This window comes from Pseudomonas sp. 25 R 14 (assembly GCF_900004755.1).
Taxonomy (GTDB): Bacteria; Pseudomonadota; Gammaproteobacteria; order Pseudomonadales; family Pseudomonadaceae; genus Aquipseudomonas; species Aquipseudomonas brenneri.
Map to the genome: position 1 here is coordinate 15,122 of NZ_CVTS01000031.1, position 15,754 is coordinate 30,875.

The 15,754-nt window shown below is 54.1% G+C and carries 28 protein-coding genes; all 28 read left to right on the forward strand.

The annotated features are described in order from the left end of the window. Window positions 1-77 precede the first annotated feature (77 nt). The gene (gene rpsL, locus BFQ03_RS07160) at window positions 78-449 is read left to right on the forward strand and encodes a 30S ribosomal protein S12 (RefSeq protein ID WP_002555494.1); all 372 of its coding nucleotides are present in this window, start codon (window positions 78-80) and stop codon (window positions 447-449) included. Between the two features lie 117 nt (window positions 450-566). After that, window positions 567-1,037 carry a 30S ribosomal protein S7 gene (gene rpsG / locus BFQ03_RS07165; protein ID WP_002555493.1) on the forward strand — a complete coding sequence of 157 codons (471 nt, stop codon included), beginning with the start codon at window positions 567-569 and terminating at the stop codon, window positions 1,035-1,037. 30 nt (window positions 1,038-1,067) lie between these two features. Beyond that, window positions 1,068-3,173, forward strand: coding sequence for an elongation factor G (fusA, locus tag BFQ03_RS07170; protein ID WP_003232412.1), 2,106 nt, complete (start codon window positions 1,068-1,070; stop codon window positions 3,171-3,173). A gap of 30 nt (window positions 3,174-3,203) precedes the next feature. Next, on the forward strand, window positions 3,204-4,397 hold the full coding sequence (tuf, locus tag BFQ03_RS07175; RefSeq protein ID WP_003176426.1) for an elongation factor Tu: 1,194 nt from the start codon (window positions 3,204-3,206) through the stop codon (window positions 4,395-4,397). A gap of 158 nt (window positions 4,398-4,555) precedes the next feature. Then, on the forward strand, window positions 4,556-4,867 hold the full coding sequence (gene rpsJ / locus BFQ03_RS07180; protein ID WP_003186070.1) for a 30S ribosomal protein S10: 312 nt from the start codon (window positions 4,556-4,558) through the stop codon (window positions 4,865-4,867). An 81-nt stretch (window positions 4,868-4,948) separates the two neighbouring features. Next, window positions 4,949-5,584 carry a 50S ribosomal protein L3 gene (gene rplC / locus BFQ03_RS07185; protein WP_003194649.1) on the forward strand — a complete coding sequence of 212 codons (636 nt, stop codon included), beginning with the start codon at window positions 4,949-4,951 and terminating at the stop codon, window positions 5,582-5,584. Window positions 5,585-5,596: 12 nt separating this feature from the next. Then, on the forward strand, window positions 5,597-6,199 hold the full coding sequence (gene rplD, locus BFQ03_RS07190) for a 50S ribosomal protein L4 (protein WP_029299292.1): 603 nt from the start codon (window positions 5,597-5,599) through the stop codon (window positions 6,197-6,199). After that, a complete protein-coding gene (gene rplW, locus BFQ03_RS07195; RefSeq protein ID WP_002555488.1) occupies window positions 6,196-6,495 on the forward strand; it encodes a 50S ribosomal protein L23 in 300 nt (99 codons plus the stop codon). The genes rplD and rplW overlap by 4 nt, the downstream gene beginning before the upstream one ends. A gap of 14 nt (window positions 6,496-6,509) precedes the next feature. Continuing rightward, the gene (gene rplB / locus BFQ03_RS07200; RefSeq protein ID WP_003176423.1) at window positions 6,510-7,334 is read left to right on the forward strand and encodes a 50S ribosomal protein L2; all 825 of its coding nucleotides are present in this window, start codon (window positions 6,510-6,512) and stop codon (window positions 7,332-7,334) included. A gap of 16 nt (window positions 7,335-7,350) precedes the next feature. Further along, entirely contained in the window at window positions 7,351-7,626 is a 276-nt protein-coding gene (gene rpsS, locus BFQ03_RS07205; protein WP_002555486.1) for a 30S ribosomal protein S19, read from the forward strand. 11 nt (window positions 7,627-7,637) lie between these two features. Beyond that, window positions 7,638-7,970: a 50S ribosomal protein L22 gene (gene rplV / locus BFQ03_RS07210; protein WP_003103908.1), complete on the forward strand. Its 333-nt coding sequence runs from the start codon at window positions 7,638-7,640 to the stop codon at window positions 7,968-7,970. A 13-nt stretch (window positions 7,971-7,983) separates the two neighbouring features. Continuing rightward, window positions 7,984-8,670, forward strand: coding sequence for a 30S ribosomal protein S3 (gene rpsC / locus BFQ03_RS07215; protein ID WP_003176422.1), 687 nt, complete (start codon window positions 7,984-7,986; stop codon window positions 8,668-8,670). Window positions 8,671-8,682: 12 nt separating this feature from the next. Further along, window positions 8,683-9,096 (forward strand): 50S ribosomal protein L16, encoded by a 414-nt coding sequence (gene rplP / locus BFQ03_RS07220; protein WP_003232424.1) that lies wholly within the window; start codon window positions 8,683-8,685, stop codon window positions 9,094-9,096. Then, window positions 9,096-9,287, forward strand: coding sequence for a 50S ribosomal protein L29 (gene rpmC, locus BFQ03_RS07225; protein WP_002555481.1), 192 nt, complete (start codon window positions 9,096-9,098; stop codon window positions 9,285-9,287). The genes rplP and rpmC overlap by 1 nt, the downstream gene beginning before the upstream one ends. A gap of 2 nt (window positions 9,288-9,289) precedes the next feature. Then, window positions 9,290-9,556, forward strand: coding sequence for a 30S ribosomal protein S17 (gene rpsQ / locus BFQ03_RS07230; protein WP_003176419.1), 267 nt, complete (start codon window positions 9,290-9,292; stop codon window positions 9,554-9,556). A gap of 23 nt (window positions 9,557-9,579) precedes the next feature. After that, window positions 9,580-9,948 carry a 50S ribosomal protein L14 gene (gene rplN, locus BFQ03_RS07235; RefSeq protein ID WP_002555479.1) on the forward strand — a complete coding sequence of 123 codons (369 nt, stop codon included), beginning with the start codon at window positions 9,580-9,582 and terminating at the stop codon, window positions 9,946-9,948. An 11-nt stretch (window positions 9,949-9,959) separates the two neighbouring features. Further along, complete coding sequence (gene rplX, locus BFQ03_RS07240; RefSeq protein ID WP_029299388.1) at window positions 9,960-10,274, forward strand: 50S ribosomal protein L24; 315 nt, start codon at window positions 9,960-9,962, stop codon at window positions 10,272-10,274. 22 nt (window positions 10,275-10,296) lie between these two features. After that, the gene (gene rplE / locus BFQ03_RS07245) at window positions 10,297-10,836 is read left to right on the forward strand and encodes a 50S ribosomal protein L5 (RefSeq protein ID WP_003210069.1); all 540 of its coding nucleotides are present in this window, start codon (window positions 10,297-10,299) and stop codon (window positions 10,834-10,836) included. A 13-nt stretch (window positions 10,837-10,849) separates the two neighbouring features. Then, complete coding sequence (gene rpsN / locus BFQ03_RS07250; RefSeq protein WP_003176414.1) at window positions 10,850-11,155, forward strand: 30S ribosomal protein S14; 306 nt, start codon at window positions 10,850-10,852, stop codon at window positions 11,153-11,155. A gap of 208 nt (window positions 11,156-11,363) precedes the next feature. Beyond that, window positions 11,364-11,756, forward strand: a complete 393-nt coding sequence (gene rpsH / locus BFQ03_RS07255) for a 30S ribosomal protein S8 (RefSeq protein ID WP_017848802.1) — start codon at window positions 11,364-11,366, stop codon at window positions 11,754-11,756. Between the two features lie 12 nt (window positions 11,757-11,768). Then, a complete protein-coding gene (gene rplF / locus BFQ03_RS07260; protein WP_003176412.1) occupies window positions 11,769-12,302 on the forward strand; it encodes a 50S ribosomal protein L6 in 534 nt (177 codons plus the stop codon). A gap of 10 nt (window positions 12,303-12,312) precedes the next feature. After that, complete coding sequence (gene rplR / locus BFQ03_RS07265; RefSeq protein ID WP_003186037.1) at window positions 12,313-12,663, forward strand: 50S ribosomal protein L18; 351 nt, start codon at window positions 12,313-12,315, stop codon at window positions 12,661-12,663. Between the two features lie 3 nt (window positions 12,664-12,666). Beyond that, the gene (rpsE, locus tag BFQ03_RS07270; protein WP_003186035.1) at window positions 12,667-13,167 is read left to right on the forward strand and encodes a 30S ribosomal protein S5; all 501 of its coding nucleotides are present in this window, start codon (window positions 12,667-12,669) and stop codon (window positions 13,165-13,167) included. 2 nt (window positions 13,168-13,169) lie between these two features. Beyond that, window positions 13,170-13,346, forward strand: coding sequence for a 50S ribosomal protein L30 (gene rpmD, locus BFQ03_RS07275; RefSeq protein WP_003176408.1), 177 nt, complete (start codon window positions 13,170-13,172; stop codon window positions 13,344-13,346). Between the two features lie 3 nt (window positions 13,347-13,349). Then, window positions 13,350-13,787, forward strand: coding sequence for a 50S ribosomal protein L15 (gene rplO, locus BFQ03_RS07280; protein ID WP_016969471.1), 438 nt, complete (start codon window positions 13,350-13,352; stop codon window positions 13,785-13,787). Continuing rightward, a complete protein-coding gene (gene secY, locus BFQ03_RS07285; protein WP_018612224.1) occupies window positions 13,788-15,116 on the forward strand; it encodes a preprotein translocase subunit SecY in 1,329 nt (442 codons plus the stop codon). Window positions 15,117-15,144: 28 nt separating this feature from the next. Further along, window positions 15,145-15,261, forward strand: a complete 117-nt coding sequence (rpmJ, locus tag BFQ03_RS28895) for a 50S ribosomal protein L36 (protein WP_002555468.1) — start codon at window positions 15,145-15,147, stop codon at window positions 15,259-15,261. Window positions 15,262-15,390: 129 nt separating this feature from the next. Continuing rightward, entirely contained in the window at window positions 15,391-15,747 is a 357-nt protein-coding gene (gene rpsM, locus BFQ03_RS07290) for a 30S ribosomal protein S13 (protein WP_024077676.1), read from the forward strand. The last annotated feature ends 7 nt before the right edge of the window (window positions 15,748-15,754 follow it).

Consider the following 15,754-nt stretch of genomic DNA (forward strand, 5'->3'; position numbering starts at 1 on the left):
TTTGGCGGGAATTCGTTCCTGCCATTTTGCTTTTCTTGCAAGACAATAGCGTCGCAAGACAACAGTGGAGCTAGTAGATGGCAACTATCAACCAGCTGGTACGTCAGCCGCGTAAGCGTATCGTCGAGAAATCCGACGTGCCTGCGCTGCAGAACTGCCCGCAACGTCGTGGCGTATGCACCCGTGTGTATACCACCACGCCGAAAAAACCTAACTCGGCACTGCGTAAAGTATGCCGTGTGCGCCTGACCAACGGTTTCGAGGTTTCCTCGTACATCGGCGGTGAAGGCCACAACCTGCAAGAGCACAGCGTGGTACTGATCCGCGGCGGTCGTGTAAAAGACTTGCCAGGTGTTCGTTACCACACCGTACGCGGCTCCTTGGATACTTCCGGCGTTAAAGGTCGTAACCAGGGTCGTTCGAAGTACGGTACCAAGAAGCCTAAGTAGTAGCGGCTTTTTGTAAACTGAATCATCTTATTTTCTGAGTCGATAAGAGTAAGGTCGGAGGCGTCCCGCAAGGGCACCGATTCCGAACGAACCTGAAGACCGTTTGAGGGCTTATCCATGCCAAGAAGACGCGTAGCAGCCAAGCGCGAAGTGCTTGACGATCCAAAATACGGAAGCCAAATCCTGGCCAAGTTCATGAACCACGTGATGGAAAGCGGCAAGAAAGCCGTTGCCGAGCGTATCGTTTATGGCGCGCTGGAAAAGGTTAAAGAACGCAAGAACAGCGACCCCCTGGAAATCTTCGAGAAAGCTCTCGACGCCATCGCTCCGCTGGTCGAAGTGAAGTCGCGCCGTGTAGGCGGTGCTACTTACCAGGTTCCGGTCGAAGTTCGCCCGTCCCGTCGTAACGCCCTGGCAATGCGCTGGTTGGTAGACTTCGCCCGTAAGCGCGGCGAGAAGTCTATGGCTCTGCGTTTGGCCGGCGAGCTGTTGGACGCTGCTGAAGGTAAAGGTGCTGCTGTTAAGAAGCGTGAAGACGTGCACCGTATGGCTGAAGCTAACAAAGCTTTCTCGCACTACCGCTTCTAATCTTAGCTTCACTAATTTTGCGAGGGCTTTATGGCTCGTACTACTCCGATTAGCCGCTACCGTAACATCGGTATCGTTGCTCACGTGGATGCTGGTAAAACCACCACCACCGAGCGCGTACTGTTTTACACCGGCAAAAGTCACAAGATGGGCGAGGTGCATGATGGCGCCGCGACCACAGACTGGATGGTTCAGGAGCAGGAGCGTGGTATTACCATTACTTCTGCTGCTATTACCGCCTTCTGGAAGGGTTCCGAGAAGCAGTACAAAGATGAGCACCGCTTCAACGTAATCGATACCCCGGGCCACGTAGACTTCACCATTGAAGTTGAACGTTCCCTGCGCGTACTCGACGGCGCTGTCGTTGTGTTCTGCGGTACCTCGGGTGTTGAGCCTCAGTCGGAAACCGTATGGCGTCAAGCCAACAAGTACGGCGTTCCACGTCTTGTTTACGTAAACAAGATGGACCGTGCTGGTGCCAACTTCCTGCGCGTGATCGGTCAGATCAAGCAGCGTTTGGGTCATACCCCGGTTCCAATCCAATTGGCCATCGGTTCTGAAGACAATTTCCAGGGGCAGATCGATCTGCTGACCATGGAAGCTGTTTACTGGAACGATGCTGACAAAGGTATGGTTCCTGTTCGCAAGCCAATCCCTGCTGATATGCAGGAACTGGCTGACGAATGGCGCAACAACATGGTTGAAGCTGCGGCCGAAGCCAACGAAGAGCTGATGAACAAGTACCTCGAAGGTGAAGAGCTCACCAACGTGGAAATCAAGGCCGCTCTGCGTCAGCGTACTATCGCTGGTGAGATCGTCTTGGCTGTTTGCGGTTCCTCGTTCAAGAACAAGGGCGTTCCCCTGGTTCTCGATGCTGTGATCGACTACCTGCCAGCGCCAGTTGATATTCCTGCCATCAAGGGTACTGACCCGGATGACGAGACTATCGAGCTGGAGCGTCATGCAGACGACGCAGAACCGTTCTCCGCTTTGGCATTTAAAATTGCCACTGACCCATTCGTGGGTACCTTGACCTTCGTCCGTGTTTACTCGGGCGTGTTGAACTCCGGCGACGGCGTGATCAACTCGGTTAAAGGTAAAAAAGAGCGCGTGGGTCGTATGGTGCAAATGCACGCAAACGCCCGTGAAGAAATCAAGGAAGTACGCGCTGGTGACATCGCGGCCTTGATCGGCATGAAGGACGTCACCACTGGTGAAACCTTGTGCAACGCTGACAAGCCAATCATCCTGGTTCGCATGGACTTCCCGGAGCCGGTTATCTCGGTTGCCGTAGAGCCTAAGACCAAGGATGACCAGGAAAAAATGGGTATCGCTCTGGGCAAGCTTGCTCAGGAAGATCCATCTTTCCGTGTCAAGACTGATGAAGAGACTGGTCAAACGATCATCTCCGGCATGGGCGAGCTGCACCTGGACATCCTGGTTGACCGGATGCGCCGTGAGTTCAACGTCGAAGCCAACATCGGTAAGCCTCAGGTTTCCTATCGTGAGCGCATCACGAAGAATTGTGAAATCGAAGGCAAGTTCGTTCGTCAGTCCGGCGGTCGTGGTCAGTTCGGTCACTGCTGGATCCGTTTTGCTCCTGCTGACGAAGGTCAGGAAGGTCTGCAATTCGTGAACGAAGTAGTAGGTGGTGTGGTTCCTAAGGAATACATCCCTGCTATCCAGAAGGGCATCGAAGAGCAGATGAAGAACGGTGTTGTTGCCGGCTATCCGCTGATCGGCCTGAAAGCAACCGTTTTTGACGGTTCTTACCACGACGTCGACTCCAACGAGATGGCGTTTAAGGTGGCTGCTTCCATGGCAACCAAGCAACTGGCCCAGAAGGGCGGTGGTGAGTTGCTTGAGCCAATCATGGCGGTAGAAGTTGTTACACCTGAAGACTATATGGGTGATGTCATGGGCGACCTTAACCGTCGTCGCGGCATGATCTTGGGTATGGAAGACACGGTTTCCGGCAAAGTGATTCGCGCCGAGGTTCCGTTGGGTGAGATGTTCGGTTATGCGACCGACGTTCGCTCCATGTCCCAGGGTCGCGCAAGCTACTCTATGGAATTCAAAAAATACAACACAGCTCCGGCGCATATCGCTGAAACTGTATCCAAAAAACAAGGCTGATTCAGTCCTTTAGGCAAGGAGTTAATTGTCGTGGCTAAAGAAAAATTTGATCGTTCCCTACCGCACGTCAACGTTGGCACCATCGGTCACGTTGACCACGGTAAAACCACTCTGACTGCTGCTCTGACTCGCGTTTGCTCCGAAGTATTCGGTTCCGCAATCGTTGATTTCGATAAAATCGACAGCGCGCCAGAAGAAAAAGCTCGTGGTATCACCATCAACACCGCTCACGTTGAATACAACTCGCTGATCCGTCACTACGCTCACGTTGACTGCCCAGGTCACGCTGACTATGTGAAGAACATGATCACCGGTGCTGCTCAAATGGACGGCGCTATCCTGGTTTGTTCGGCCGCTGATGGTCCGATGCCACAAACCCGTGAGCACATCCTGCTGTCCCGTCAGGTTGGCGTTCCGTACATCGTGGTTTACCTGAACAAGGCTGACCTGGTAGACGACGCTGAGCTGCTGGAACTGGTTGAGATGGAAGTGCGCGATCTGCTGAGCACTTACGACTTCCCAGGTGACGACACTCCGATCATCATCGGTTCTGCTCGTATGGCTCTGGAAGGCAAAGACGATAACGAAATGGGCACCACGTCCGTTCGTAAACTGGTTGAGACTCTGGACAGCTACATCCCAGATCCAGTTCGTGTTATCGACAAGCCGTTCCTGATGCCAATCGAAGACGTATTCTCGATCTCCGGTCGCGGTACTGTTGTAACTGGTCGTATCGAGCGCGGTATCGTCAAGGTTCAAGATCCACTGGAAATCGTTGGTCTGCGTGACACTACCGTCACCACCTGCACCGGTGTTGAAATGTTCCGTAAGCTGCTCGACGAAGGTCGTGCTGGCGAGAACTGCGGCGTTCTGCTGCGTGGTACCAAGCGTGACGACGTTGAGCGTGGCCAGGTTCTGGTTAAGCCGGGTTCGGTTAAGCCGCACACCAAGTTCGAAGCTGAAGTGTACGTGCTGAGCAAAGAAGAAGGCGGTCGTCACACTCCGTTCTTCAAAGGCTACCGTCCACAGTTCTACTTCCGTACTACCGACGTAACCGGTAACTGCGAACTGCCGGAAGGCGTAGAAATGGTAATGCCAGGCGACAACATCAAAATGGTTGTCACCCTGATCAAGACCATCGCTATGGAAGACGGTCTGCGCTTCGCAATCCGTGAAGGCGGCCGTACCGTTGGTGCTGGTGTTGTAGCTAAAATCATCGAGTAATTATCTCTTCTGAGATAGCTCGGTTTTTTGAGAAGGCCTCCGCTTAGCGGAGGCCTTTTTTATTGGGTTGACACCTATCTGGGGCGTCTATAGAATTGCGCCTCCTTTTAACGGGCGTATTGCGCTCGCTGGGAATAGCAGCCGGAGTCTGAAATCCAATGCAAAATCAGCAAATCCGTATCAGGTTGAAGGCTTTTGACCATCGCCTGATCGACCAATCCACCCAGGAAATCGTGGAAACCGCGAAACGTACTGGGGCACAAGTGCGTGGTCCTATTCCACTGCCTACCCGCAAAGAGCGGTTCACCGTTCTGGTCTCCCCGCACGTCAACAAAGACGCGCGTGACCAGTACGAGATCCGTACTCATAAGCGCGTTCTGGACATCGTCCAGCCAACGGATAAAACCGTTGATGCACTTATGAAGCTTGATCTGGCGGCCGGTGTGGAAGTACAGATCAGCCTCGGCTAAGACTCGGGTCTTAGTCGTGTAACGCTCTGAAATGGGCGGCCATAGCGGGTGAAAGCCCCGTACACTCATGAGGTTTACAACATGACTATTGGTGTAGTCGGTCGTAAATGCGGTATGACCCGTATTTTCACCGAAGAAGGTGTCTCCATTCCGGTCACGGTCATTGAGATCGAACCGAATCGCGTCACCCAGTTCAAAACTGAAGAGACCGATGGCTATCGTGCAGTGCAAGTCACTGTCGGCGAGCGTCGTGCTTCGCGCGTGACTGCTGCTCAAGCAGGTCACTTCGCTAAAGCAAACGTTGCAGCTGGTCGTACTGTCATGGAGTTCCGTCTTGAAGATGGCGACTACCAGGCTGGCGATCTGATCAACGCTGAAATCTTCGCCGCTGGTCAACTGGTTGATGTAACCGGTCAGTCCAAGGGTAAAGGCTTCCAGGGTACGATCAAGCGTTGGAATTTCCGTGGCCAAGACAACACTCACGGTAACTCCGTTTCCCACCGCGTCCCGGGCTCTATTGGCCAGTGCCAGACTCCTGGTCGTGTATTCAAGGGCAAAAAAATGTCCGGTCATATGGGCGCTGAGCGCGTGACCGTGCAGTCCCTCGAAGTAGTGCGCGTCGACGCTGAACGCAATCTGTTGTTGGTCAAGGGTGCTGTTCCTGGCGCTACTGGCGGCAACCTGGTTGTACGTCCAGCGGCCAAGGCTCGCGGTTAAGGGGAAGCTGACATGCAATTAAATGTAAATGACGCTCAAGCGATCGAAGTTTCCGAACTGACATTTGGCGGCGAATTCAACGAGACGCTCGTTCACCAAGCAGTCGTGGCCTACATGGCCGGCGGCCGTCAAGGTAGCAAGCAGCAAAAGACCCGTTCCGACGTTCGTGGTGGCGGTAAGCGCCCTTGGCGTCAGAAAGGTACTGGCCGTGCTCGTGCCGGTACTATCCGTAGCCCAATCTGGCGTGGTGGCGGTACCACTTTCGCAGCTCGTCCACAGGATCACTCTCAGAAGCTCAACAAGAAGATGTACCGCGCAGCACTGCGCTCCATCCTTGCTGAACTCGTGCGTACTGATCGTCTGGTCGTGGTTCAAGACTTCGCTGTTGAAGGTCCGAAAACCAAAGATCTGCTGGGCAAGCTGAACAACATGAATCTGACCGACGTTCTGATCGTGTCCGAAGCTGTTGATCAGAACCTGTACCTGGCTGCTCGCAACCTGCCACACGTTGATGTACGTGACGTGCAAGGTTCCGATCCAGTTAGTCTGATCGCATACGACAAGGTGTTGATCACCGTGTCGGCCGTGAAGAAATTCGAGGAGCTGCTGGGATGAACCAGGAACGCGTATTTAAAGTTCTGCTTGGCCCGCACGTTTCCGAAAAGGCTACGGTTCTGGCTGACAAGAAAGGCCAGTTCGTTTTCAAGGTTGCAACTGACGCAACCAAGCTGGAAATCAAGAAGGCCGTCGAAAGCCTGTTCAGCGTGAAAGTAGAGCGTGTTACTACCCTGAATGTTCTGGGTAAGAGCAAGCGCACTGCTCGCGGTCTGGGCAAGCGTAATGACTGGAAGAAGGCAGTTATCTCCCTTCAGCCAGGCCAAGATCTCGATTTCAGCAGCAGTGCTGAGTAAGGAAGGGGTGCATCATGGCAATCGTTAAATGCAAACCGACTTCCCCTGGCCGCCGTTTTGTGGTCAAGGTGGTCAACCAGGAGCTGCATAAAGGCGCTCCTCACGCACCGCTGCTCGAGAAGAAATCGAAGACTGGTGGTCGTAACAACAATGGTCGCATTACCACTCGTCACATCGGTGGTGGCCATAAGCAGCATTATCGTCTGGTCGATTTCCGTCGCAACGACAAAGATGGCATCTCTGCCACTGTCGAGCGTATCGAATACGATCCAAACCGTACTGCTCACATCGCTCTGCTGCTGTACGCAGATGGCGAGCGTCGCTACATCATCGCGCCTAAAGGCGTGAGTGCTGGCGACCAGCTGATCGCAGGTGCTCTGGCACCGATCAAGCCGGGCAACGCTCTGCAACTGCGTAACATTCCAGTTGGTAGCACCGTACACGGCATCGAATTGAAGCCAGGTAAAGGCGCACAGATCGCTCGTTCCGCTGGTGCTTCGGCTCAGCTGATCGCTCGTGAAGGTGTCTACGTGACCCTGCGTCTGCGTTCTGGTGAGATGCGTAAAGTGCTGGCTGAATGCCGTGCGACCCTGGGCGAAGTCTCGAACTCCGAGCACAGCCTGCGTTCGCTGGGTAAAGCTGGTGCCAAACGCTGGCGTGGCGTTCGCCCAACCGTTCGTGGTGTTGCCATGAACCCGGTTGACCACCCACACGGTGGTGGTGAAGGTCGTACCTCTGGTGGTCGTCATCCGGTATCGCCATGGGGCTTCCCGACTAAGGGCGCGAAGACTCGTGGTAATAAGCGTACCGACAAAATGATCGTCCGTCGTCGCAAGTAAATAGAGGGATACGACAGTGCCACGTTCTCTGAAAAAAGGTCCTTTTATTGATCTTCACCTACTGAAGAAGATCGAAGTGGCGGCGGAAAAGAACGATCGCAAACCAGTTAAGACCTGGTCGCGCCGTTCTATGATCCTGCCACAAATGGTCGGTTTGACCATCGCAGTACACAACGGTCGCCAACACGTCCCAGTTCTCGTTAACGAAGACATGGTCGGCCACAAACTGGGCGAGTTTGCCGGTACCCGCACTTACCGTGGGCACGTGGCAGACAAGAAAGCCAAGCGTTAAGGGGTTAGGAAATGGAAGTAGCCGCTAAGTTGTCGGGCGCTCGAATCTCCGCCCAGAAAGCCCGCTTGGTCGCCGACCAGATCCGCGGGAAGAAGGTGGGCGAAGCGCTCAACCTGTTGGCTTTCAGCAGTAAGAAAGCCGCCGAGATCATGAAGAAAGTGCTGGAGTCGGCCGTAGCCAACGCCGAGCATAACGAAGGCGCAGACGTTGATGACCTGAAGGTCAGCACCGTTTTCGTCAACGAAGGGCGTTCGCTGAAGCGTATCATGCCGCGTGCCAAAGGCCGTGCTGATCGCATCGTCAAGCGGTCTTGCCATATCACTGTCAAGGTTGCTGACAAGTAACGGAGTCGAAGAGATGGGTCAGAAAGTACATCCCATTGGCATTCGCCTGGGAATCGTCAAGGAGCACACCTCCGTCTGGTACGCAGACGGTCGGACTTATGCGGACTATTTGTTCGCTGATCTGAAGGTGCGTGAGTATCTCCAAGACAAACTAAAAAGCGCGTCCGTAAGCCGTATCGATATCCATCGTCCGGCCCAAACTGCACGTATCACCATCCACACCGCTCGTCCAGGTATCGTTATCGGGAAGAAAGGTGAAGATGTTGAGAAACTGCGTCAGGACCTGACCAAGCAAATGGGTGTGCCTGTGCACATCAATATCGAAGAGATCCGCAAGCCGGAGCTCGACGGTATGCTGGTTGCGCAGAGCGTAGCTCAGCAGCTGGAGCGCCGCGTAATGTTCCGTCGTGCTATGAAGCGCGCCGTGCAAAACGCCATGCGTATTGGTGCCAAGGGCATCAAAATCCAAGTGAGCGGTCGTCTCGGCGGTGCTGAAATCGCACGTACTGAATGGTATCGCGAAGGTCGTGTGCCGTTGCACACCCTGCGTGCCGACATCGACTATGCCAACTACGAAGCTCACACCACTTACGGTGTGATCGGTGTAAAGGTTTGGATCTTCAAAGGCGAAGTAATTGGTGGTCGCCAAGAAGAACTGAAACCACAAGCACCAGCGCCTCGTAAAAAAGCTGCTAAGTAAGGGGTACGCCAAATGTTGCAACCTAAGCGTACGAAGTTCCGCAAGCAGATGACAGGCCACAACCGTGGTCTGGCTCAGCGCGGTAGCAAAGTCAGCTTCGGCGAGTTCGCGCTGAAGTCTGTAGCTCGTGGTCGTCTCACCGCTCGTCAGATCGAGTCAGCGCGTCGTGCACTGACCCGTCACGTAAAACGTGGCGGCAAGATCTGGATCCGTGTATTCCCGGACAAGCCGATCTCCAAAAAGCCTCTTGAGGTTCGGATGGGTAAAGGTAAGGGTAACGTGGAATACTGGGTAGCCCAGATTCAGCCAGGCAAAGTCCTGTATGAAATCGAGGGTGTAACTGAAGAGCTGGCGCGTGAGGCTTTTGCCCTGGCTGCTGCAAAGCTGCCGCTCGCCACCGCCTTTGTTAAACGGACGGTGATGTGATGAAAGCGAATGAACTTCGTGAAAAATCCGCACAGCAGCTGAACGAGCAACTGCTCGGCCTGCTGCGCGACCAGTTCAATCTGCGTATGCAGAAAGCAACTGGCCAGTTGGGGCAGTCTCATCTGCTCTCGCAAGTTAAGCGTGACATCGCTCGCGTGAAGACTGTGCTCAACCAGCAGGCAGGTAAGTGATCATGGCTGAAGCCGAAAAGACTGTCCGTACGCTGACTGGCCGTGTTGTCAGCGACAAGATGGACAAAACCATCACCGTTTTGATCGAGCGTCGCGTTAAGCACCCGATCTACGGTAAATATGTTAAGCGTTCGACTAAGCTGCACGCGCACGACGAAACCAATCAGTGCCACATCGGCGACAAAGTCACTATTCGTGAAACTCGTCCGCTGGCCAAGACCAAGTCTTGGGCACTGGTTGATGTTCTCGAACGCGCTGTGGAAGTCTAAGGACTAGGGGTCGGAGAAATTATATGATTCAGACTCAATCCATGCTCGATGTGGCCGATAACAGCGGCGCTCGCCGTGTTATGTGCATCAAGGTGCTGGGTGGCTCCCATCGTCGTTACGCTGGTATCGGTGACATCATCAAAGTTACCGTCAAGGAAGCAATTCCTCGCGGTAAAGTGAAAAAAGGCCAAGTGATGACTGCTGTTGTAGTCCGCACTCGTCACGGCGTACGCCGTGCTGATGGCTCCATTATCCGCTTTGATGGCAACGCTGCTGTTCTTCTGAACAACAAGCAAGAGCCGATCGGCACCCGTATCTTTGGGCCAGTGACCCGTGAACTTCGTACTGAGAAGTTCATGAAGATCGTCTCGCTCGCCCCAGAAGTGCTGTAAGGAGATCCGACATGCAAAAGATTCGTCGTGACGACGAGATCATCGTGATCGCCGGCAAAGACAAAGGTAAGCGCGGTAAGGTGCTGAAGGTTCTTGCTGATGACCGTCTGGTCATTGGTGGTCTGAACCTGGTCAAGCGTCATACCAAGCCTAACCCCGCGTCGGGCGTACAGGGCGGTATCGTCGAGAAAGAAGCGCCATTGCACGCTTCTAACGTCGCCATCTTCAATGGCGAAACCAACAAGGCTGACCGCGTTGGTTTCAAAGTAGAAGACGGTAAGAAAATTCGTGTCTTCAAGTCGACCCAAAAAGCGGTTGATGCTTGAACACTGCTAGGTAGATAAGACCATGGCACGACTAAAAGAGATTTACCGGAAGGAAATCGCTCCGAAGCTTAAGGAAGAACTTAAGCTTTCGAACGTGATGGAAGTTCCGCGCGTTACCAAAATCACCCTGAACATGGGTCTGGGCGAAGCGATCGGCGACAAAAAAGTCATCGAGCACGCTGTTGCTGACCTGGAAAAGATCACCGGTCAAAAAGTCGTTGTGACTTACGCTCGGAAATCCATCGCTGGCTTTAAAGTCCGTGAAGGTTGGCCGATCGGTGTCAAAGTGACTCTGCGCCGTGAGCGTATGTACGAGTTCCTGGATCGTCTGCTGTCGATCTCCCTGCCTCGGGTTCGCGACTTCCGCGGCCTGAATGCCAAGTCCTTCGATGGTCGTGGTAACTACAGCATGGGCGTGAAAGAGCAGATCATCTTCCCGGAAATCGACTACGACAAGATCGATGCTCTCCGCGGTCTGGACATCACCCTGACCACCACTGCCAAGAACGATGATGAAGGCCGCGCTCTGCTGCGTGCGTTCAAATTCCCGTTCCGCAACTGATTGGAGTAGGACCATGGCCAAGATGAGCATGAAAAACCGCGAGCTGAAGCGTCAGCTCACGGTTGCCAAGTACGCCAAGAAGCGTGCAGCACTGAAAGCTATCATCGTTGATCTGAACGCAAGTCCAGAAGCGCGTTGGGAAGCTACAGTAGCTCTGCAGAAGCAGCCACGTGACGCAAGCGCTTCGCGCATGCGTAACCGCTGCCGCCTGACCGGTCGTCCACACGGCGTTTACCGCAAGTTCGGCCTTGGCCGTAACAAACTGCGTGAAGCGGCAATGCGTGGTGACGTACCAGGTCTGGTTAAAGCCAGCTGGTAAGTACTTTCGAAGTCCAGGTGGCCAGGATCGCAAGATACTGACCACCGGTGGCCTAGAATCTGGAACAAGCCCCTTTTGGGGCTTGTTTCATTTCCGCAGTGTGTCTAAAATACGCGGCTCGCCTGAGCCCGTGTGTTTTATGCCCGGAGATTCTCGGTGACATATGTAGCCGCAAGGCTAATTTTTTTGTATTAGGAGCGTCTAGCCCATGAGTATGCAGGACCCGTTAGCGGACATGCTAACTCGTATCCGTAATGCCCAGATGGCTGAAAAGTCCGTCGTAAGCATGCCATCTTCCACGTTGAAGGTAGCTGTTGCCAAAGTCCTGAAAGACGAAGGTTACATTGCGGGTTATCAGATCAGCAGCGAAATCAAGCCACTGCTGTCCATCGAGCTGAAGTACTTCGAAGGCCGTCCGGTCATCGAGGAAGTGAAGCGCGTTAGCCGTCCAGGCCTGCGTCAGTACAAGTCCGTTGAAGATCTGCCGAAAGTTCGTGGCGGTCTTGGCGTGTCTATCGTCTCCACCAACAAAGGTGTGATGACGGATCGTGCTGCGCGCGCTGCCGGTGTCGGCGGCGAAGTTCTTTGCACTGTGTTCTAAGGGGGGATAAGCATGTCTCGCGTCGCTAAGAACCCCGTTAAGCTGCCAGCCGGTGTCGAAGTAAAATTCGCAGGCCAACAGCTTTCGGTGAAGGGTGCCAAGGGTACTCTTGAACTGAACATCCATTCGTCCGTTGAGATCGTTGAAGAAGCTGGTGAGCTGCGTTTCGCTGCTCGCAATGGCGATCAACAAACTCGCGCAATGGCCGGTACCACGCGTGCGTTGGTAAACAACATGGTCCAAGGCGTAAGCCAAGGCTTCGAGCGCAAGCTCCAGCTGGTCGGTGTTGGTTACAAAGCGCAAGCAAAAGGCACGGTTTTGAACCTGGCCCTTGGCTTCTCGCACCCAGTGGATTACGAACTGCCGGAAGGCATCACCGCTGAAACTCCTAGCCAGACCGATATCCTGATCAAGGGCATCGATAAGCAGCTGGTAGGTCAAGTGGCTGCCGAGATCCGCGACTTCCGTCCACCAGAGCCGTACAAAGGCAAAGGTGTGCGCTACGCGGACGAAGTCGTCCGTCGTAAAGAAGCCAAGAAGAAGTAGGGCATAGCAAATGACCGACAAAAAAGTTACTCGACTGCGTCGCGCTCGCAAAGCACGCCTGAAAATGCACGAACTCGAAGTCGTGCGTCTCTGCGTGTTCCGCTCGTCGCAGCACATCTACGCCCAGGTCATCTCGGCCGACGGCAACAAAGTCCTGGCAAGCGCCTCGACTTTGGATAAAGAACTGCGTGATGGTGCCACTGGCAACATCGACGCGGCCACTAAGGTTGGCCAGCTGGTCGCTACGCGTGCTAAGGCCGCTGGCGTCTCGCAAGTGGCTTTCGACCGCTCTGGCTTCAAGTACCACGGCCGCGTGAAAGCGCTGGCTGATGCTGCTCGTGAAGCTGGGCTGGAGTTCTAAGTTATGTCAAATAACGACCAAAAGCGCGACGAAGGCTACATTGAGAAGCTGGTTCAAGTTAACCGCGTAGCCAAAACCGTTAAAGGCGGCCGTATCTTCACTTTCACCGCGTTGACCGTGGTAGGTGATGGTAAGGGCCGTGTTGGCTTCGGCCGTGGCAAGTCGCGTGAAGTGCCTGCTGCGATCCAGAAGGCAATGGAAGCTGCTCGTCGCAACATGATCCAAGTTGACCTGAACGGCACCACTCTGCAGTACGCAATGAAGTCCGCTCACGGCGCTTCGAAGGTGTACATGCAGCCTGCTTCTGAAGGTACCGGTATCATCGCTGGCGGCGCTATGCGTGCTGTCCTCGAAGTTGCTGGCGTTCAGAACGTTCTGGCCAAGTGCTACGGCTCGACTAACCCGGTAAACGTGGTTCACGCCACTTTCAAGGGTTTGAAAGCTATGCAGTCTCCTGAATCCATTGCCGCCAAGCGTGGCAAAAGCGTCAAGGAGATCTTCTGATCATGGCTACCGTTAAAGTAACGCTGATCAAAAGCATGACCGGCCGCATCCCTAACCACAAATTGTGCGTTAAGGGTTTGGGTCTGCGTCGCATCGGTCACACTGTAGAAGTCCAGGATACTCCCGAGAATCGCGGGATGATCAACAAGGCTTACTACATGCTGCGTGTCGAGGGTTAATCGATGAAACTCAATGATCTGAGTCCAGCGCCGGGTTCCCGTCGCGAAAAGCATCGTCCGGGCCGTGGTATCGGTAGCGGTTTGGGTAAGACTGGTGGCCGTGGCCACAAAGGTCAGACCTCCCGCTCCGGTGGCACCATTGCTCCAGGCTTTGAAGGCGGTCAACAGCCGCTGCATCGTCGCCTGCCGAAGTTCGGTTTCGTTTCCCTGAAAGCCATGGATCGCGCAGAAGTGCGTTTGTCCGAGCTGGCTAAAGTGGAAGGCGACATCGTTACTCTGCAGACCCTGAAAGATGCCAACGTGATCAACGTCAACGTACAGCGTGTGAAAATCATGCTGTCCGGTGAAGTGACTCGCGCTGTCACTATCGGCAAGGGAATCGGCGCCACCAAAGGTGCGCGTTCGGCTATCGAAGCAGCTGGCGGCAAGTTCGAGGAATAAATGGCTAAGCAAGGTGCTCTCTCAGCGCTCGGCAAAGGCGGTATGTCTGAACTTTGGGCTCGTCTGCGTTTTCTGTTCCTGGCGATTATCGTCTACCGAATAGGCGCACACATCCCGGTTCCAGGTATCAACCCGGACCGACTCGCAGACCTGTTTCGACAGAATGAGGGGACCATTCTTAGCTTGTTCAACATGTTTTCCGGCGGCGCGCTGGAACGGATGAGCATCTTTGCACTGGGGATCATGCCGTACATTTCGGCATCGATCATCATGCAGTTGATGAGCGCCGTCAGCCCGCAGCTGGAGCAGTTGAAGAAGGAAGGTGAAGCTGGTCGTCGCAAGATTAGCCAGTACACCCGCTACCTCACTGTCGTTCTTGCTCTCGTCCAGGCTGTTGGCATGTCCATCGGTCTGGCAGGGCAGGGCGTAGCGTTCACTGGTGACTTTGGCTTCCATTTCGTCGCGGTAACCACATTTGTGGCTGGTGCGATGTTCATGATGTGGCTGGGTGAGCAGATTACTGAGCGTGGTGTTGGCAACGGTATCTCGATGTTGATTTTCGCAGGTATCGTCGCCGGTCTTCCGAGGGCAATCGGGCAGTCTTTCGAGTCTGCACGTCAGGGTGATATCAATATCTTCGCCTTGGTTGCCATCGGTTTGCTGGCAGTAGCGATTATCGGTTTTGTGGTGTTCATTGAGCGTGGCCAGCGTCGTATTGCTGTTCACTACGCCAAGCGTCAGCAGGGCCGCAAGGTCTTTGCTGCGCAGACCAGCCACTTGCCGCTGAAAGTGAATATGGCCGGTGTTATTCCTGCTATCTTCGCGAGCAGCATTTTGCTGTTTCCGGCTTCGTTGGGTGCCTGGTTCGGTCAGTCTGAAGGTATGGGCTGGTTGCAGGACATCTCGCAGTCGATCGCTCCTGGTCAGCCGTTGAATATTCTGCTGTTTAGTGCAGGGATTATTTTCTTCTGCTTCTTCTATACGGCGTTGATGTTCAATCCGAAAGACGTAGCGGAAAACCTGAAGAAGTCCGGTGCCTTTATTCCGGGTATTCGTCCAGGCGAGCAGTCGGCGCGCTATATTGATGGCGTTCTGACTCGTTTGACCCTGTTCGGTGCTCTATATATGACGGCCGTGTGCTTGCTACCCCAGTTTCTGGTGGTTGCAGCCAACGTTCCGTTCTACCTTGGCGGGACCTCGTTGCTGATCGTCGTCGTGGTTGTGATGGACTTCATGTCCCAAGTACAATCGCACCTCGTTTCGCACCAGTACGAATCCCTGATGAAGAAAGCCAACCTGAAGGGCTACGGCAGCGGCATGTTGCGCTGAGTACCCCATAAGGTTCGAGGAGTTGGTGATGAAAGTTCGTGCATCGGTGAAAAAGCTGTGCCGTAACTGCAAAATTATTCGCCGCGAAGGTGTTGTTCGAGTAATTTGCAGCGCGGAACCGCGTCACAAACAGCGCCAAGGCTGAGTGTGATCCGCTTGAAGCCCGGCAGCTAGTGCGCTGCCGGGTTGATTATTTGTTATTACAGCGATATTATCTCGCGCCCTATTTCTTGGCTTCCGGGGCGTAGGTAGCTGTCAATTGGAGTCCCACTGAATGGCCCGTATTGCAGGCGTTAACATTCCAGATAACAAGCACACTGTTATCTCGCTGACCTACATCTATGGTGTTGGTCGCACTACTGCGCAGAAAATTTGCGCAGTTGCTGGGGTAAACCCAGCCGCTAAGATCAAGGATCTGAGCGACGAGCAGATTGAATTGCTGCGTGGCGAAGTGGCGAAGTTCACCACTGAAGGTGACCTGCGTCGCGAAATCAACATGAAAATCAAGCGTTTGATGGACCTCGGTTGCTATCGCGGTCTGCGTCATCGTCGTGGTCTTCCAGTACGCGGTCAGCGTACCAAGACTAACGCGCGTACCCGTAAAGGTCCGCGTAAGCCGATCCGCAAGTAATCGCCCC

Excerpts from the sequence above, each read along its gene's own strand:
- rplP (WP_003232424.1), top strand. The coding sequence starts at position 8,683 with ATGTTGCAACCTAAGCGTACGAAGTTCCGCAAGCAGATGACAGGCCAC.
- rpsM (WP_024077676.1), top strand. The coding sequence starts at position 15,391 with ATGGCCCGTATTGCAGGCGTTAACATTCCAGATAACAAGCACACTGTT.
- rpsG (WP_002555493.1), top strand. The coding sequence starts at position 567 with ATGCCAAGAAGACGCGTAGCAGCCAAGCGCGAAGTGCTTGACGATCCA.
- rplW (WP_002555488.1), top strand. The coding sequence starts at position 6,196 with ATGAACCAGGAACGCGTATTTAAAGTTCTGCTTGGCCCGCACGTTTCC.
- rpmC (WP_002555481.1), top strand. The coding sequence starts at position 9,096 with ATGAAAGCGAATGAACTTCGTGAAAAATCCGCACAGCAGCTGAACGAG.
- rplO (WP_016969471.1), top strand. The coding sequence starts at position 13,350 with ATGAAACTCAATGATCTGAGTCCAGCGCCGGGTTCCCGTCGCGAAAAG.
- rplD (WP_029299292.1), top strand. The coding sequence starts at position 5,597 with ATGCAATTAAATGTAAATGACGCTCAAGCGATCGAAGTTTCCGAACTG.
- rpsQ (WP_003176419.1), top strand. The coding sequence starts at position 9,290 with ATGGCTGAAGCCGAAAAGACTGTCCGTACGCTGACTGGCCGTGTTGTC.
- rpsC (WP_003176422.1), top strand. The coding sequence starts at position 7,984 with ATGGGTCAGAAAGTACATCCCATTGGCATTCGCCTGGGAATCGTCAAG.
- rpsE (WP_003186035.1), top strand. The coding sequence starts at position 12,667 with ATGTCAAATAACGACCAAAAGCGCGACGAAGGCTACATTGAGAAGCTG.
- rplR (WP_003186037.1), top strand. The coding sequence starts at position 12,313 with ATGACCGACAAAAAAGTTACTCGACTGCGTCGCGCTCGCAAAGCACGC.
- fusA (WP_003232412.1), top strand. The coding sequence starts at position 1,068 with ATGGCTCGTACTACTCCGATTAGCCGCTACCGTAACATCGGTATCGTT.
- rplV (WP_003103908.1), top strand. The coding sequence starts at position 7,638 with ATGGAAGTAGCCGCTAAGTTGTCGGGCGCTCGAATCTCCGCCCAGAAA.
- rplF (WP_003176412.1), top strand. The coding sequence starts at position 11,769 with ATGTCTCGCGTCGCTAAGAACCCCGTTAAGCTGCCAGCCGGTGTCGAA.
- rplX (WP_029299388.1), top strand. The coding sequence starts at position 9,960 with ATGCAAAAGATTCGTCGTGACGACGAGATCATCGTGATCGCCGGCAAA.
- rplN (WP_002555479.1), top strand. The coding sequence starts at position 9,580 with ATGATTCAGACTCAATCCATGCTCGATGTGGCCGATAACAGCGGCGCT.
- rpsN (WP_003176414.1), top strand. The coding sequence starts at position 10,850 with ATGGCCAAGATGAGCATGAAAAACCGCGAGCTGAAGCGTCAGCTCACG.
- rpmD (WP_003176408.1), top strand. The coding sequence starts at position 13,170 with ATGGCTACCGTTAAAGTAACGCTGATCAAAAGCATGACCGGCCGCATC.
- rpsJ (WP_003186070.1), top strand. The coding sequence starts at position 4,556 with ATGCAAAATCAGCAAATCCGTATCAGGTTGAAGGCTTTTGACCATCGC.
- secY (WP_018612224.1), top strand. The coding sequence starts at position 13,788 with ATGGCTAAGCAAGGTGCTCTCTCAGCGCTCGGCAAAGGCGGTATGTCT.
- rplB (WP_003176423.1), top strand. The coding sequence starts at position 6,510 with ATGGCAATCGTTAAATGCAAACCGACTTCCCCTGGCCGCCGTTTTGTG.
- rpsH (WP_017848802.1), top strand. The coding sequence starts at position 11,364 with ATGAGTATGCAGGACCCGTTAGCGGACATGCTAACTCGTATCCGTAAT.
- rpmJ (WP_002555468.1), top strand. The coding sequence starts at position 15,145 with ATGAAAGTTCGTGCATCGGTGAAAAAGCTGTGCCGTAACTGCAAAATT.
- rpsL (WP_002555494.1), top strand. The coding sequence starts at position 78 with ATGGCAACTATCAACCAGCTGGTACGTCAGCCGCGTAAGCGTATCGTC.
- rplE (WP_003210069.1), top strand. The coding sequence starts at position 10,297 with ATGGCACGACTAAAAGAGATTTACCGGAAGGAAATCGCTCCGAAGCTT.
- rplC (WP_003194649.1), top strand. The coding sequence starts at position 4,949 with ATGACTATTGGTGTAGTCGGTCGTAAATGCGGTATGACCCGTATTTTC.